We start from the raw sequence: 16,329 nt of genomic DNA on the forward strand, positions 1-16,329 counted from the left end.
ACCGACGCGGTCCTGACCGCGCGGCGGCGGCGCGGCGGCCGTCCCAATCGCCCCGCCGGGCCGATGCAGCGCCGCGAAGCGCGCTGGGGCTACGCGTTCATCAGCCCCTGGCTCATCGGCTTCCTGCTGTTCTGGGCCGTCCCCATCGGCGCCTCACTCGTCTTCTCCACCCTCGACTTCCAGCTCACCGACCCCGACGCGACCACCTTCGTCGGCACCTCCAACTGGGAGCGGGCCCTGTCCGACCCCGACACGTGGACCGCCCTCGCCGCCACGTTCCGCTTCACCGTGCTCTTCCTGCCGCTCAGTCTCGTGGTCGCCCTCGGACTCGCGCTCCTGCTCAACTCCAAGCACCTGAAGTTCACCGGGTTCTTCCGGCTCCTGTTCTACGCGCCCTCGATGATCCCGCTGGTCGCCGGCGTCCTCATCTGGCAGCAGGTCCTCAACCCCCAGACCGGCTGGGTCAACCGCCTCATCGGCCTCACCGGCATCGACGCCACCGGCACCGACGGCATCCGCTGGTTCGACAACCCGATCCTGGTCCTGTTCGCCTTCAGCTTCATCGGCCTGTGGGGCATCGGCAACGCCATGATGGTCAACCTCGCCGGCCTCCAGGGCATCCCCACCGAGCTGTACGAGGCCGCCGAGATCGACGGTGCCGGCTGGTGGCGGCGCCTGCGCTCGGTCACCCTCCCGCTGCTGTCCCCGATCATGTTCTACAACCTGGTGATCGGCTCGGTCGCGATCCTCCAGTACTTCGTCGTCCCGTGGGTCCTCTTCGGCGCCACCGGCCGGCCCGGCGGCGCCAGCCGCTTCCTGCTCGTGCACTTCTACCAGCAGGCCTTCGTGTTCGGCGACATGGGCTACGGCGCCGCCCTCGCCTGGCTCATCTTCATCCTCGTCGCCCTCTTCACCGGCGTGCTCTTCGGCACCTCCCGGTACTGGGTCCACTACGGAACGGAGCGCTCGTGACCGCCACCGCCACCGCGCCGCCTCTCGACGCCGCCGACGCGCCCCCGCCCGCCGAGAAGGCCCTGCGCCGCAGGCGCCGCGGCATCACCGCCACCATCGTCACCACCCTCGGCGCGCTCCTGCTCGCCGTCGTCTTCCTCATGCCCCTGGGCTACGGCGCCGCCACCGCCCTCAAGGACAAGGACGGCGTCTCCGACCCGAACGCCGACATCCTCCCCGTCTCGGCCCTCACCTACGAGTACGACGGCGAGGTCCACGACGTCTACGCCGTCCCCATGCCCGACGGCACCACCCGCGACCTCGCCCTCATCGAACCCGGCCGCGAGTCGAGCGTCTTCATCGACCCCGACGACCCCGGCGCCGGCCCCGTCGAATGGGACGGCCGCTGGCGCACCCTCGAACCCGTCACCGGCCTCAACCCCCAGTGGGGCAACTTCGCCGAAGCCTGGAACACCATCTCGTTCCTGCGCCTGACCGGCTGGACCCTCATGTACGCCCTGGTCACCATGGTCCTGACCGTGGTCTCCTCCGCCGTCGTCGCCTACGGGTTCGCGCGCTTCCGCTTCCCCGGCCGCGGCCTCCTCTTCGGACTCCTCATGGCCACGATCCTCCTGCCCCCCGCGGTCACCCTCGTCCCCAAGTACGCGGTGTTCCTCCAGATGGGCTGGGTCGGCACCTACCTGCCGCTCATCGTCCCGCAGCTGTTCGCCAACGCCTTCAACGTGTTCCTGCTGCGCCAGTACTTCCTGACCATCCCCAAAGAACTCGAAGAGGCCGCCCGCATCGACGGCGCCGGCCCCATCCGCACCTTCCTGCGCGTCATCGTCCCCCAGTCGGTCCCGGCCCTGACCGCCGTGAGCCTCTTCCACTTCTTCTACGCCTGGAACGACTTCTTCGAACCGCTGCTCTACCTCGCCGGCAACCGCGAGATCGTCCCCATCGGCGTGGGCCTGAGCTACTTCAGCGGCGTCTACAACTCCGAGCCCCACCTCATCCTCGCCGCCTCGCTCCTGGCGCTGGCCCTGCCCGTCGCGATCTTCCTCGCGGCGCAGAAGGTCTTCGTCCAGGGGATCGTGGTCACCGGCGTGGACAAGTAGCCGGCGGACAAGCGACACCACCACCATCAAGGAGCACACCATGACCAGTCCCTTCCCCGACGGCTTCCTCTGGGGCGCCTCGACCGCCGCCTACCAGATCGAGGGCGCCGCCGCCGAGGGCGGCCGCGGACCGTCCATCTGGGACACCTTCGCCGCGACCCCCGGCAAGGTCAAGAACGGCGACACCGGCGCCGTCGCCTGCGACCACTACCACCGCTGGAGGGACGACTTCGCGATCGCCGCCGACCTGGGACTGCAGGCCTACCGCCTCTCGGTGTCCTGGGCCCGCCTCCAGCCCGCCGGGCGCGGCGACCTCAACCCCGAAGCCGTCGCGTTCTACCGCGAGCAGCTGGCCGACCTGCGCGCCAAGGGCATCCGCTCGGCGGTGACCCTCTACCACTGGGACCTCCCGCAGCCCCTCGAAGACGAGGGCGGCTGGCCCGAACGCGTCGTCGCCGAATGCTTCGGCGACTACGCCGGCCGCACCGCCCGCGCCCTGGGCGACCTGGTCGACGAGTGGATCCCGATCAACGAGGCCTGGTGCGCGGCCTTCCTCGGCTACCACGTCGGCGTCCACGCCCCCGGCCGCCAGGACCGGACCGCGGCCCTGCGCGCGGCCCACCACCTCAACGTCGCCCACGGCCTCGCCGTCACCGCCGTCCGCGAGCACGCCCCCGCGGGCAAAGTCGGCTCGGCGGTCATCATGACCGACATCGAGGCCGCCACCGACAAACCCGAGGACGTCGCGGCCGCGCGATTGTCCGACGGCGGCGGCAACCGGCTCTTCCTCGACCCGCTCTTCCGCGGCGCCTACCCCGAGGACATGCTCGCCCACTTCGCCCCCACCGGCGCCTTCGACGCCGTCCAGCCGGGCGACATGGAGCTCATCGCCGCGCCCCTGGACTTCGTGGGCGTCAACCACTACCACCGCTTCGTCGTCGAAGCCGACCCGAACGACACCCACCTGGGCAACCGGAGCCTGCCCCCGCAACACGCGGTCACCGGCTTCGGCTGGGAGATCCACCCCGAGAGCCTGCGCCGCGTCCTGGCCCGCCTCTCCGACGAGTACACCGACCTGCCGGTGTACATCACCGAATCCGGTGCGTCCTTCGAGGACTCCGTCGCCGCCGACGGCTCGGTCGACGACGCCGACCGCGTCGACTACCTCGACGGCTACATGCGGGCGGCCGGACGCGCGATCGAGCAGGGCGTCAACCTCCAGGGCTACTTCGTGTGGTCCCTGCTCGACAACTTCGAATGGGCCGAGGGCTACTCCAAGCGTTTCGGGATCGTCCGCGTCGACTACGACACCCAGCGCCGCACCCCCAAGCGCAGCGCCGAGTGGTACCGGGCCGTCATCGCCTCCAACGGCGCGTCCCTCGCCTGGTGAGACTCCCGGCTCGCGGGCTCTTGCCGGGCCCCGCGAGCCGGGCCTCAGGACGGGGGAGGACCGGCCGTGCCCCGCTCGATGAGCGCCACGTCCAACGAGACCGCCTGCGCCGGGCGGTCTTTCCCTGCGAGGCGGTCCATCATCAACCGGACCGCCTCGGCGGCCTTCCCCGGCAGGTCCTGCGCGATCGTGGTCAGCTTCGGGGTCACGTACACGGCGATCTCGGCGTTGTCGTAGCCGACCACCGACACGTCGCCCGGCACCGAACGCCCCGCGGCCGCCAGGCCCTCGATGAGGCCGATCGCGAGGATGTCGGCGGTGGTGAACACCGCGGTGACCTCCGGGTGCTCGGCGGCGAGGCGCCGCCCGTACGCGAGGCCCGCGGCGTGCGTGGTCTCCACTTCGGACGCCAGGGCCGGGTCGAAGGCGATGCCGTGCTCGGCGAGGACCGTCCGGTAGCCCTCGAAGCGCTGGCGCACGACGCCGGTGTCGGAGAACGCGGGCCCGGCGAAGGCGATGCGCTCGTGCCCGAGGCCGACCAGGTGCCTCGTGGCGAGGACGGCGCCGCCGAAGTCGTCGGAGCGCACTTCGAGGGCGAGCGGGTTCTCCGAGTAGGAGTCCATGGCGACCAGGGCGACGCCGCCGACGTCGGCCGCCGAGAGCCGGTCGATGACGATGTCGTTGAAGCCCAAGAGCACCGCGCCGTCCAGGTTCCACGAGCGCAGCGCCTCGGTGATCTCGCCGTGGCGGGAGATCCCGCGCAGCATCAGGTGGTAGTCCAGGCGCCGCAGCTCGCGCTCCAGCATGCCGACGACCTCGACGGTGTGCGGGTCGATCGTCAGGCTCGACTCACCGACGGCGGGGACGAGGAGCCCGACCAGGCGCGAGGAGCGGGCCGCGAGGCTGCGCGCCGAGGCACTGGGGACGTACCCGCGCTCCTTGACGATGCGCATGATCCGCTCGCGGGTGGCGGCCGAGACCCGGGCCTGCTTGCCGTTGACCACGTTGGACACGGTCATGAGGCTGACGCCGGCCTCCGCCGCGATGTCCTTCAGCGTGACGCCCAAGAGGGCTCCTCTCCATCAGGCGAGCGGTTACCGCACCCCCGCCGTTGACAAGTCTGACATCCGTCGTCTACGCTACCGTCCAAGGTATAGCGCTAAACCTAGCATGTGCAGGGAATCCACCCTGCCCTCACCCACCCCTAGGCCGCGCTCGACGGACGAACGGAGCCACATTGCAATCGCGACAGCAGCCCCCGGCGGCCCCCGAATGGTGGCGGAACGCGGTGATCTACCAGGTCTACCCGCGCAGCTTCGCGGACGCCGACGGCGACGGCACCGGCGACCTCGCCGGCGTGCGCGAGCGCCTGCCCTACCTCGCCGCCCTCGGCGTCGACGCGCTCTGGTTCACCCCCTGGTACCGCTCGCCGCAGGCCGACGGCGGCTACGACGTCGCCGACTACCGCGAGATCGACCCCGCCTTCGGCACCCTCGCCGACGCCGAGGCCCTCATCAGTGACGCGCTCGCCCTCGGTATCCGCACCATCGTCGACGTCGTCCCCAACCACGTCTCCTCCGAGCACGCCTGGTTCAAGGAGGCCCTCGCGGCGGCCCCCGGCGACCCCGCCCGCGACCGCTTCTGGTTCCGCGACGGCAAAGGCGAAGGCGGCGACGAGATGCCCACGAGGTGGACCTCCAGCTTCAGCGGCGACACGTGGACGCGCACCGCGGGCCCCGACGGCGAGCCCGGCCAGTGGTACCTGCACCTGTTCGCCCCCCAGCAGCCCGACCTGAACTGGAACCACCCCGACGTCGTCGCCGAGCACGAGGCGGTCCTGCGCTTCTGGTACGACCGCGGCGTCGCCGGCATCCGCATCGACTCCGCCGCGCTCATTGCCAAGGACCCCGACCTGCCCGAGGTGGGGGAGCACCACGCGCCCGGCGAGCACCCGCACCTGGACCGCGACGAGCTCCACGACGTCTACCGCGGCTGGCGCAAGGTCGCCGACTCCTACGGCGACGACCGCCTCCTGGTCGGCGAGGTGTGGCTGGAGGACATCGACCGGTTCGTGCGCTACCTGCGCGAGGACGAGATGCACATGGCCTTCAACTTCGACTTCATGACCCGCCCCTGGGACGCCGAGTCCCTCGCCGAGTCGATCCGCGCGACCCTCGCCGCCCACGCCGGCGTCGGCGCCCCGCCCACCTGGGTCCTGTCCAACCACGACGTCACCCGCCCCGTCACCCGCTACGGGCGCGAGGACTCCTCGTTCGCCTTCCTCGCCAAGCGCTTCGGCACCCCCACCGACCCCGCCCTCGGCGAGCGCCGCGCCCGCGCCGCCGCCCTCCTCACCGCGGCCCTGCCCGGCGTCCTCTACGTCTACCAGGGCGACGAACTGGGCCTGCCCGAGGTCGAGGACCTCCCTGAAGGCACCCGGCAGGACCCCATGCACTTCCGCACCAACGGGATCGACCCCGGCCGCGACGGCTGCCGCGTCCCCCTCCCGTGGACCGCCGAAGGCGACACCTTCGGCTTCAACACCACCGGCACCACCCCCTGGCTGCCCCAGCCCGCCGACTGGGGCCGCTACGCCGCGGCCCTCCAGGAGGCCGACCCCGGCTCCTTCCTCACCCTCTACCGCGACGCGATCCGCCTGCGCCGCACCGAACCGGCCCTGGCCGCAGGCGGCTTCGCCTGGACCGCCGCCGCACCCGGCACCCTCGCCTTCCGGCGCGGGACCGACCTGACCTGCGTCGTCAACTTCGGCGACGCCCCGGTCGACCTCCCCGCACACGCCGAGGTGCTGCTGGCCAGCGCCCCAGTAGTCGACGGCCGCCTCCCCGGCGACGCCGCCGCCTGGCTGCGGGACTGACCACCGCCACAACCGAACACGACCCCTCCAGCACACAGGAACCGACAAGGAGCAACGATGCTTACCTCTCGCGCCGCCGCAGCAAGGACCGCGGCCGCCCTCACCGCCCTCGGCGTCTCGGCCCTCGGCCTCGCCGCCTGCTCGGACGAACCCGACGACGGCAAGACCCACATCACCGTCACCATCGACGCCGGGCTCGAACAGGAGGCCATCGACGCCTTCGACGCCCGCGTCGAGCAGTTCGAGGACGCCAACCCCGACATCGACGTCGAGACCCAGGAGTACACCTGGACCGCCGGGACCTTCACCGCCCAGCTCGCCGGCGGCACCCTCCCCGACGTGTTCACCATCCCCTTCACCGACGGCCGCGGCCTCATCGAGCGCGGCCAGATCGCCGACATCTCCGCCTACACCGCCGACCTGCCGTACCGCGACGCGTTCAACCCCAACATCGCCGCCGCCGGCGAAGACCCCGACGGCAACCTCTGGGCGATCCCGATCGCCGCCTACGGCCAGGGCCTGCACTACAACCGGACCCTCTTCGAGGCCGCCGGCCTCGATCCCGACGCCCCGCCCACCACCTGGGCCGAGATCCAGACCGCCGCCAAGGCCATCAGCGACGCCACCGGCGAGGCCGGCTACTCGGTGATGACCAACGACAACACCGGCGGCTGGATCCTCACCACCGTCGTCAACGCCCTCGGCGGCCGCACCGAGGACGGCGACACCGCCACCATCGACACCCCGCAGATGCGGGAAGCCCTCACCCAGCTCCAGACCATGCGCTGGGACGACGACTCCATGGGCGACACCCTCCAGTACGACTGGGCCGGCATCAACCAGGACTTCGCGTCGGGCCGCATCGGCATGTACGTCTCCGGCGGCGGCAACTACGGGAACCTGTTCACCCAGAACGGCCTCGACCCCGACGACTACGGCCTGTCGATCCTCCCGCTCGCCGCCGACGCGAACGCCGGCATCCTCGGCGGCGGCACCCTCGCCGCCGTCAGCCCCGACGCCGAGCCCGCCGAGCAGGAGGCCGCGGTCGCCTGGATCGACTTCTACTTCATGGAGAAGCTCACCGACCAGGCCGCCGCCGTCGCCGACGCCGAGGTCAAGGCCGAGACCGGCCAGCCTGTGGGCGCCCCCGAGCTCCCCGTGTTCGACAAGGCCACCTACGACGAGCAGCAGACCTGGATCGCCGAGTACGTCAACGTCCCCGTCGAGCAGATGGCCCCCTACACCTCCCAGGTGTTCGACCAGCCCCTGCTGACCGAGCCCGTCTCGGCCACCCAGGAGGTCTACGCCGTGCTCGACACCGTCGTCCAGTCCATCCTCACCGACGAGAACGCCGACATCGACGCGCTCCTGGAGACGGCCCAGGCCGACGCCCAGGCCGCCATGGACGCCGCCGCCTAACCCGAAGGCCGACACCGACATGACCACCACCGACACCCGCCCCGCCGGTGTCACGGGAGACCAGGCCGGGCCGCGCAAAGCGGCCCGGCCCGGCCGCCCGGGCGCCCGCCTCGCCCGCGCCACCACGGGCCTGCACACCCTCGTCTTCCTCGCCCCCATGCTCGTCGTCTTCGGCGTCTTCTCCTGGTACCCCATCGCCCGCGCCGTCGTCATGAGCTTCCAGCGCACCAACCTCGTCACCGACCCCGTCTTCGTCGGCTTCGCGAACTTCCAGCAGGTCTTCGCCGACCCCCTCCTGTGGACCGCCGTCCAGAACACCGGCTACTTCGCACTCCTGGCCCTGCTCTTCGGCTACCCGATCCCGCTGGTCGCCGCGATCCTCATGAGCGAGGTCCGCAGACTGCGCGGCCTGTTCTCGGCCCTGGCCTACCTGCCGGTGGTCGTCCCGCCGGTCGTGGCGGTCCTGCTGTGGAAGCTGTTCTACGACGCGGGCGAGGACGGCGTCTTCAACACCGTCCTCGGCTGGCTCGGCATCGCCCCCATCGCCTGGCTCCAGGACGCGAACGCGGTCATGCCCTCCCTGGTCCTCGAAGCGACCTGGGCCGCCGCCGGCGGCACCGTCATCATCTACCTCGCCGCCCTCATCGGCGTCGACCCCAGCCTGTACGAGGCCGCCGAGATCGACGGCGCCGGCGTGTGGCGCAAGCTCTGGCACATCACCCTCCCGCAGCTGAGGGGCGTCCTGCTCATCACCTTCATCCTCCAGATCATCGGCACCGCCCAGGTCTTCCTGGAGCCGTTCCTGTTCACCGACGGCGGCCCCGCCAACCGGACCCTGACGCTCCTGCTGCTGATCTACCGGTACGCGTTCACCAACTCCCTCGGCGGCGACTACGGCGCCGCGGCTGCCCTCAGCCTCATGCTCGCGGTCGTCCTCGCCGCCTTCTCCATGCTGTACTTCCGCCTCACCCGATCCTGGAGCAGCTGATGGCCGCCGCCGCCAACGACCGGGGCCTGCTCGCCCCCACCGACCGCAAGCGCGCCAGCGTCCGCTGGAGCACCCGCGCCCTCCACGGCCTGCTCCTGGCGGTCCTCGCCGTCGCCGGGCTCGGGCCCATGCTCTGGCTCGCCAAAGCCGCCGTCACCCCCACCCAGGACACCCTCCGCCACCCCATGGCCCTGTGGCCGGGCGGCATCGACCTCGCCAACCTCACCGAGGCGTGGACCCGCGTCGAGATCGACAAGTACTTCTTCAACACCATCGCCCTCGCCGCCGGGTCCTGGGCCGTCCAGCTCCTGGTCGCCGCCACCGGCGGCTACGCCCTCGCCGTCCTGCGCCCCCGCATCGGCCGCTACCTCTCCGGCGCGGTCCTGGCGACCCTGTTCGTGCCCAGCGTGGTCCTGCTCGTCCCGCTCTACCTGACGATCCTCGACCCGCCCGTGCTCGGCACCTCCATGCTCAACACGTTCTGGGCCGTGTGGCTCCCCGCCGGCGCCAACGCCTTCAACGTCCTGCTCATGCAGCGCTTCTTCGCCAACCTCCCCAGGGAGATCTTCGAAGCGGCGAAAGTGGACGGCGCCGGGCCCTACCGCCTGTTCTGGTCCATCGTCCTGCCCATGTCGCGCCCGGTGATCGGCGTCGTCTCCGTCTTCGCCGTCATCGCGTCCTGGAAGGACTTCCTGTGGCCGATGCTGGTCCTGCCCGACCCGGCCCTCCAGCCGCTGTCGGTGCGCCTGCCGGCCCTCCAGCAGTTCGTCGAGCTCGACGTCTTCCTCGCGGCGCTGGCGATCTCCTCGCTCATCCCGATCGCGCTGTTCCTGGTCTTCCAGCGGCTCTTCCTCTCCAGCGCGGGGCTGGGCGGGGCGGTCAAGGGCTGAACCGCGGGCGGGGGACCGGCGCTGCTCCCGGCCCCCCGCCCGGCTTCGGCAGCCTTGTAAGTGCTTGCCCGGCTTGCACTATTGACAATGGTCTATCCCGATGTTAAAAAGACAGGGCTATTTAGAGAGAGCGCTCTCCCAGCGTATCCGCGCCGTCACGCGCTCTCTTCCACTGCACGAGAGGACGCCTCCGTGAGACCACCCCGAGTCCGCGCCCCCATCCGCAAGGCGCTCGCGATATCCGCCGCCGTACTGGCGGCCGCGGCCGCGGTCACCGTCGGCCTCACCCAAGCCGGGGCCGCCGAGACCGACGACCCCCAAGCGCAAGAGCAGGTCCAGGCCCAGGCGCTGACCTGGAGCGACGAGTTCAACGGCGCCGCCGGGACCGCGCCGGACTCGTCGAAGTGGAACTTCGACACCGGTGGCGGCGGCTGGGGCAACAACGAGCACCAGTACTACACCAACTCCACCTCGAACGCCGCCCACGACGGGGCCGGCAACATGGTGATCACCGCCCGCAAGGAGAACCCGGCGAACTACCAGTGCTGGTACGGCACCTGCCAGTACACCTCGGCGCGGCTGCTGACCCAGGGCAAGTTCACCCAGGCGTACGGCACGTTCGAGGCGCGCATCCAGATCCCGCGGGGCCAGGGCATCTGGCCGGCGTTCTGGATGCTCGGCGACGACATCGGCTCGGTCGGCTGGCCGCAGTCGGGCGAGATCGACGTCATGGAGAACGTCGGCTTCGAGCCGAACACGGTGCACGGCACCATCCACGGCCCCGGCTACTCCGGCGGCGCCGGACCCGGCGGGACCTACGGGATCGGCGAGCCGTTCGCCAACGCTTTCCACACCTTCGCGGTGAACTGGACGCCGACCTCGATCAGCTGGTCGGTGGACGGCGTCACCTACCAGACGAAGACCGCCGCCGACATCGGCGGCAACGAGTGGGTCTTCGACCACCCGTTCTTCCTGCTGCTCAACGTCGCCGTGGGCGGCAACTGGCCCGGCTACCCCGACGCCTCCACGGTCTTCCCGCAGACGATGAAGATCGACTACGTGCGCGTCTACTCCGGGTCGACCTCCTCGGGCGGGGCGATCACCGGCCTGGCCGGCAAGTGCCTCGACGTCGAGGGCGCCAACAGCGCCAACGCCACCCCGGTGCAGCTGTACACCTGCAACGGGACCGCGGCCCAGCAGTGGACGGTGCCCGGCGACGGGACGATCCGCGCGCTCGGCAAGTGCCTCGACGTGGCCAACTCCGGCACCACCGACGGCACCCCGGTGCAGCTGTACCAGTGCAACGGCACCGGCGCCCAGCAGTGGGTGTTCTCCGGCGCGAACGACATCGTGAATCCACAGTCGAACAAATGCCTGGACGTGCCATGGGCGAACTCCGCCGACGGCACGAACCTGCAGATCGTGACCTGCAACGGCAACGCCGCCCAGAAGTGGTACCGCTGACCTGACACGCGATGAGGGCCGGAGGGGATCAGCGACCCCTCCGGCCCTCATGCGTTCGGCCCCTAGGAGACCGGGTAGGCCTCGTCGAGCGCGAGGTTGAGCTCCACGACGTTGACCGCCGGGTCGCCCATGAAACCGAGGAACCGGCCGGTCGTGTGCTCCTCGACCAGCGCCTCGATGTCCGCTTCGCTCACGCCGCGTTCGGCGGCGATGCGGGCGGTCTGGAGCCGGGCGTACTCGGGGCTGATGTGCGGGTCGAGCCCGGACCCCGAGGCGGTCACCGCGTCGGCCGGGACGGCCGGGTGATCCGAGGCGTCCCCTTCGACCGGCGTGATGATCGCGGCCGCATAGTCCCCGCCGTACTCGGCGCATTCGACCTGCACGCCTTCATATTCGGCCAGGAACGGCGCCTCCACGGTCCCGCACTCCTCGTTCAGGCTCACCACCCGGGTCACCTCACCGGTGGTCCCTTCGGAGTAGAACACCCCCAGGACCGCGCCGACCGCGCTCGCACCGGAGTCGGTGCAGTACGGCCGCGACCCGTCCACGCCCTCGCGCGCACCGATGGCAAAGGACCGCTCGCACACCTGCGTGAGCAGGCTCTTGGCGGCGTTCGCGTCCCCGTCCCAGCCCAGATCCGGGTCGGGCAGGGCGTCCACGACGTCCTCCGGCCCCAGGTTCGAAGCCCCGGTGACGAGCGGGTCGTAGTCGCCGGTCTCGCCGACGGCCATCGAGGGGCGCGACTGGAAGTACTCCAGGAGCGCGTTCCCGTCCGCGTCGGTGAACGACTGGCCCAGGAGCGAGGAGCCGACGACGTTCCCGGCCTCGTCGTAGATCAGCGACCCCTCGGCCCGGTCGTCGAGCCCGGGTATCTGCGCCACCGCGAGGATCGCGAGCGGGTACAGGACCCCGGTGATCAAGGTGAGGACCAGCAGCGCGCGGAGCGCGGCCAGGTGCTGGGCGACCCAGCGCGGCAGACGTGCCATTTCTATGCCATCCCAGGGATCAGGGCGACCAGCAGGTCGATGAGTTTGATGCCGATGAACGGCGTGACGATGCCCCCGAGTCCGTAGACCAGGAGGTTGCGGCGCAGCAGCGCCGAGGCCGACCCGGGCTTGTAGCCGACGCCCTTGAGCGCCAGGGGGACCAGCGCGATGATGACCAGCGCATTGAACACCACCGCCGAGACGATCGCCGACTCCGGGCTGGCCAGGCGCATGATGTTGAGCGCGTCCAGCCCGGGGTAGATCACGGCGAAGATCGCCGGGATGATCGCGAAGTACTTGGCGATGTCGTTGGCGATGGAGAACGTCGTCAAAGCGCCGCGGGTCATGAGCAGCTGCTTGCCGATGGCGACGATCTCGATGAGCTTGGTCGGGTCGGAGTCGAGGTCGACCATGTTCCCGGCCTCCTTGGCCGCCGAGGTGCCGGTGTTCATCGCGACGCCGACGTCGGCCGCGGCGAGCGCGGGCGCGTCGTTGGTGCCGTCGCCGGTCATGGCGACCATGCGCCCGGCCTCCTGCTCGCGCTTGATGAGCGCCATCTTGTCCTCGGGCTTGGCCTCGGCGAGGAAGTCGTCCACGCCGGCCTCGGCCGCGATGGCCTTCGCGGTGCGCGGGTTGTCGCCGGTGACCATGACGGTGCGGATGCCCATGGCCCGCAAGCGGGCGAACCGCTCGGCCATGCCCTCCTTGACGACGTCCTTGAGGTAGATCACCCCGAGGACCCGCGCCGCTTCGCCGTCCCGGTGCTCGGCCACGGCCAGCGGGGTGCCGCCCTCGCGGGAGACCTGGTCGACCAGGTCGTCCACGCGCGGGTTCGGGTCGCCGCCGCAGGAGCGGACCCACTCGATGACTTGAGCGGCCGCGCCCTTGCGGATGCGGTGCACCGTCCCGTGCTCGTCCAGGTCCACCCCCGACATGCGCGTCTGGGCGGTGAACTCGATCCACTCGGCGTGCGCCAGCTCCCCGGCGTCGCGCTCGCGCAGCCCGTAGGACTCCTTGGCGTACACCACGATCGAGCGCCCCTCAGGGGTCTCGTCGGCGAGGCTCGACAGCTGCGCCGCATCGGCCAGGTGCGCGGCCGAGACGCCGGGCACCGTCAGGAACGAGGACGCGCGGCGGTTGCCGTACGTGATCGTCCCGGTCTTGTCCAAAAGGAGCGTGTCGACGTCGCCGGCGGCCTCCACGGCCCGGCCCGACATCGCCAGGACGTTCCGCTGCACGAGCCGGTCCATGCCGGCGATGCCGATCGCCGACAGCAGCGCCCCGATCGTGGTCGGGATGAGGCACACCAGGAGCGAGACCATGACGATCCCGGTGACCCCGTTCCCGTCCAGCACCGCGGAGTCGGGTGCGGCGGCCATGTAGTCCTTGGAGAACACCGCGACCGGCTGCATGGTCACGACCGCGAGCACGAAGATGATCGTCATCGCCGACAGCAGGATGTTCAGGGCGATCTCGTTGGGCGTCTTGCGCCGCTCGGAGCCCTCGACGAGGGCGATCATGCGGTCCAGGAAGGACTTGCCGGGTTCGGCGGTGATCTTGACGACGACCCAGTCCGACAGGACCCGGGTGCCGCCCATGACCGCGCAGCGGTCGCCGCCGGACTCGCGGATCACCGGCGCCGATTCACCGGTGATCGCCGACTCGTCCACCGAGGCGATCCCGGTGACCACATCGCCGTCGCCGGGGATCGTCTGCCCGGCCTCGACCAGCACGTAGTCGCCGCGCTTCAACTCGGGCGCAGGGACGTCGACCGTCTCCACCTGCGGGGAGGTGATGTCGGGGTCCTGCTTCGCGAGCTTGCGGGCGACGGTGTCGGTCTTGGCCTTGCGCAGCGAGTCGGCCTGGGCCTTGCCGCGGCCTTCGGCGATCGCCTCCGCGGCGTTCGCGAACAGCACCGTCAGCCACAGCCACACGGTGATCAGCCACGCGAACACGCTCGGGTCGCCGATCGCCAGGACCGTGGTGAACAGGGCCCCGATCTCGACGATGAACATGACGGGGTTGCGCCACATCAGGCGCGGGTCCAGTTTCCTGAGCGCCGACGGCGCGGACTTGACCCACTGCCCGGGGTCGAGCAGTCCGCCCTTGGCCTTCGGCGCCACTGTTGCCATTGAGGACATTGCGAGGGTCTCCTATCGGAGCCCCTCGGCCAGCGGGCCGAGGGCGAGGACGGGAAGGAAGGTCAGCGCGATGAGGACGAGCGTCACGCCCACGACCATGCCGACGAACAGGGGCCGGTGCGTCGGCAGCGTCCCCGCCGAAGCCGGCACCGGTCGCTGCCGCGCCAGCGACCCGGCCAGCGCCAGGACGAACACGATCGGCAGGAACCGGCCGAACAGCATGCACAGGCCCAGCGCGGTGTTGAACCACGGCGTGTTCGCACCGAAGCCCCCGAACGCGGACCCGTTGTTGTTCGACGCGGACGTGAAGGCGTACAGCATCTCCGAGAGCCCGTGAGGGCCCGCCTCCTGCATCGAGTCCAAATTGACCGGCAGCGCGAACGACGCCGCGAGGCCGGTCAGCAGCAGCGCCGGGGTCACCAGGAAGTACAGGCTCGCGAGCTTCATCTCCCGGGCCCCGATCTTCTTGCCCAGGTACTCCGGGGTCCGCCCGACCATGAGGCCGGCGACGAACACCGTGATCACGGCGAGCACGAGCATCCCGTACAGGCCGCCGCCGACGCCGCCGGGGGCGACCTCGCCGAACATCATGTTCAGGATCAGGACCCCGCCGCCGAAGGACGTGAACGAGTCGTGGAAGGAGTTCACCGCGCCGGTCGAGGTCAGCGTGGTCGCCGCGGCGAACAGGCTCGAATCCCCGACGCCGAAGCGGACCTCCTTGCCCTCCATGGCGGCCGTGACCGCCTGCGGCACGGTCCCGTTCGCCATCGACTCGAAGCCGAACACGGCCGCGATCGAGGCGAGCGCCAGCACCGACATGACCGCGACGATCGCGTACCCCTGCCGGTTGTCCCCGACGATGCGCCCGAACGTGCGCGGCAGTGCCACCGGGATCATCAACAGCAGGTAGATCTCGATGAAGTTCGTCCACGAGGTCGGGTTCTCGAACGGGTGCGCCGAGTTGGCGTTGTAGAACCCGCCGCCGTTGGTGCCCAGCTCCTTGATGGCCTCCTGGCTCGCGACCGCGCCGCCGGTGATCGACTGCGTGTCCCCGGTCGCGGTGACGGCCTGTGTGACGTCGGTGAAGTTCTGCACCACGCCGCCCGCGACGAGGACGATCGCGCCGATCGTTGCGATCGGCAGCAGCACCCACACGGTGATCCGGACCAGGTCGACCCAGAAGTTCCCGAGCTTGTCGGTGGCCTTGCGCGCGAACCCGCGCACCAGCACGACCGCGACGGCGATCCCGACCGCGGCCGACACGAAGTTCTGGACCGCCAGACCCGTGGTCTGCACCAGGTGCCCCATCGTGGACTCACCCGAATAGGCCTGCCAGTTCGTGTTCGTCACGAACGACACGGCGGTGTTCCACGAGACGTACGGGTCCACACCCGCGAACCCGAGGCTCAGCGGCAGGAACGCCTGCAACCGCAGGAAGCCGTACAGGAAGAGGACGCTCACGGCCGAGAAGGCGAGCACGCTCTTGGCGTACCCCGCCCAGTTCTGCTCCTCGCCGGCCCGCGCCCCGATGACGCGGTAGATCCCGCGCTCGACGCGGTAGTGGGTCTCGCGGGTGACGACGCGGTAGATGTAGTCGCCGAGCGGCCGGTAGGTCGCGGCGAGCGCCACGGCCATCGCCGCGATGAAAACAATGCCCGCAGTGGTGGCGCTCATCAGAAGCGCTCCGGTTTCAGCAGGGCGATCACCAGGTAGACCCCGATGAGGACGGCCAGGACGAGGCCGATGGCGTTGACGGCGCTCACAGCTTCTCGACCGCCTTCACGAGCAGGCCCAGGACGATGAAGCACAGCACCGTCAGCGCCAGGTAGGCAAGATCGGGCATCGGTTCCTTCTTCTCAGAGACGGGGAAGGCGCGGGAGTCACCGCGCCGCCGGACCAGGGGGTCGCGCCCGGCGGAACCGAGTGAACGCCGCCCCGGGCCCCTTGCCCAGAGCACCTGACGCCTTCGCTACGTCCCGGCGCCCCTTCTTGACAGGCCGCTGACAAGCGCCCGCGAAAATCCCCTGAACGGATCTAATCAGTCGAATAGCCCCCATTCGGGAAAACCTGGCCGTACAGTCCCCTTCATCGGCGCCTCGCCGCGGCC

14 protein-coding genes are annotated in these 16,329 nt (G+C 70.5%); 8 read left to right on the plus strand and 6 right to left on the minus strand.

Annotation, left to right across the window (positions count from 1 at the left end; all coding sequences use genetic code 11):
* From DI269_RS12005 to DI269_RS12015, 3 genes are all read left to right on the plus strand, one after another.
* On the plus strand, window positions 1-972 hold a 972-nt coding region (locus DI269_RS12005), incomplete at its 5' end, for a carbohydrate ABC transporter permease (protein ID WP_198667346.1).
* Window positions 969-2,069: a carbohydrate ABC transporter permease gene (locus tag DI269_RS12010; RefSeq protein ID WP_198667347.1), complete on the plus strand. Its 1,101-nt coding sequence runs from the start codon at window positions 969-971 to the stop codon at window positions 2,067-2,069. The genes DI269_RS12005 and DI269_RS12010, both read left to right, overlap by 4 nt.
* 40 nt (window positions 2,070-2,109) lie before the next feature.
* Window positions 2,110-3,459: a GH1 family beta-glucosidase gene (locus DI269_RS12015; protein ID WP_112136185.1), complete on the plus strand. Its 1,350-nt coding sequence runs from the start codon at window positions 2,110-2,112 to the stop codon at window positions 3,457-3,459.
* A 44-nt stretch (window positions 3,460-3,503) separates the two neighbouring features.
* Here DI269_RS12015 and DI269_RS12020 read toward each other — a convergent pair whose 3' ends face one another.
* Complete coding sequence (locus DI269_RS12020) at window positions 3,504-4,526, minus strand: LacI family DNA-binding transcriptional regulator (protein ID WP_112136187.1); 1,023 nt, start codon at window positions 4,524-4,526, stop codon at window positions 3,504-3,506.
* A gap of 170 nt (window positions 4,527-4,696) precedes the next feature.
* Between DI269_RS12020 and DI269_RS28645 the strand changes: the two genes are divergently transcribed.
* From DI269_RS28645 to DI269_RS12045, 5 genes are all read left to right on the plus strand, one after another.
* Window positions 4,697-6,334 carry a glycoside hydrolase family 13 protein gene (locus tag DI269_RS28645; protein WP_112136189.1) on the plus strand — a complete coding sequence of 546 codons (1,638 nt, stop codon included), beginning with the start codon at window positions 4,697-4,699 and terminating at the stop codon, window positions 6,332-6,334.
* 57 nt (window positions 6,335-6,391) lie between these two features.
* The gene (locus DI269_RS12030) at window positions 6,392-7,753 is read left to right on the plus strand and encodes an ABC transporter substrate-binding protein (protein WP_112136191.1); all 1,362 of its coding nucleotides are present in this window, start codon (window positions 6,392-6,394) and stop codon (window positions 7,751-7,753) included.
* Between the two features lie 19 nt (window positions 7,754-7,772).
* The gene (locus DI269_RS12035) at window positions 7,773-8,741 is read left to right on the plus strand and encodes a carbohydrate ABC transporter permease (protein WP_112136194.1); all 969 of its coding nucleotides are present in this window, start codon (window positions 7,773-7,775) and stop codon (window positions 8,739-8,741) included.
* A complete protein-coding gene (locus tag DI269_RS12040; RefSeq protein WP_112136196.1) occupies window positions 8,741-9,631 on the plus strand; it encodes a carbohydrate ABC transporter permease in 891 nt (296 codons plus the stop codon). The genes DI269_RS12035 and DI269_RS12040 overlap by 1 nt, the downstream gene beginning before the upstream one ends.
* A 192-nt stretch (window positions 9,632-9,823) precedes the next feature.
* A complete protein-coding gene (locus tag DI269_RS12045) occupies window positions 9,824-11,095 on the plus strand; it encodes a ricin-type beta-trefoil lectin domain protein (RefSeq protein ID WP_232822713.1) in 1,272 nt (423 codons plus the stop codon).
* A 62-nt stretch (window positions 11,096-11,157) separates the two neighbouring features.
* Here DI269_RS12045 and DI269_RS12050 read toward each other — a convergent pair whose 3' ends face one another.
* The 5 genes from DI269_RS12050 to DI269_RS27030 are packed head-to-tail and all read right to left on the minus strand — an operon-like array spanning window position 11,158 to window position 16,179.
* A complete protein-coding gene (locus DI269_RS12050) occupies window positions 11,158-12,081 on the minus strand; it encodes a potassium-transporting ATPase subunit C (protein WP_112136200.1) in 924 nt (307 codons plus the stop codon).
* Window positions 12,082-12,083: 2 nt separating this feature from the next.
* Window positions 12,084-14,222, minus strand: coding sequence for a potassium-transporting ATPase subunit KdpB (gene kdpB / locus DI269_RS12055; RefSeq protein ID WP_112136202.1), 2,139 nt, complete (start codon window positions 14,220-14,222; stop codon window positions 12,084-12,086).
* Window positions 14,223-14,234: 12 nt separating this feature from the next.
* The gene (gene kdpA / locus DI269_RS12060) at window positions 14,235-15,896 is read right to left on the minus strand and encodes a potassium-transporting ATPase subunit KdpA (RefSeq protein ID WP_112136204.1); all 1,662 of its coding nucleotides are present in this window, start codon (window positions 15,894-15,896) and stop codon (window positions 14,235-14,237) included.
* Complete coding sequence (kdpF, locus tag DI269_RS12065) at window positions 15,896-15,985, minus strand: K(+)-transporting ATPase subunit F (protein ID WP_112136207.1); 90 nt, start codon at window positions 15,983-15,985, stop codon at window positions 15,896-15,898. The genes kdpA and kdpF overlap by 1 nt, the downstream gene beginning before the upstream one ends.
* The gene (locus DI269_RS27030; RefSeq protein ID WP_157974922.1) at window positions 15,982-16,179 is read right to left on the minus strand and encodes a hypothetical protein; all 198 of its coding nucleotides are present in this window, start codon (window positions 16,177-16,179) and stop codon (window positions 15,982-15,984) included. The genes kdpF and DI269_RS27030 overlap by 4 nt, the downstream gene beginning before the upstream one ends.
* Window positions 16,180-16,329 lie beyond the last annotated feature (150 nt).

Source organism: Glycomyces dulcitolivorans, from assembly GCF_003265355.1.
In the GTDB taxonomy this organism is placed as follows: domain Bacteria; phylum Actinomycetota; class Actinomycetes; order Mycobacteriales; family Micromonosporaceae; genus Glycomyces; species Glycomyces dulcitolivorans.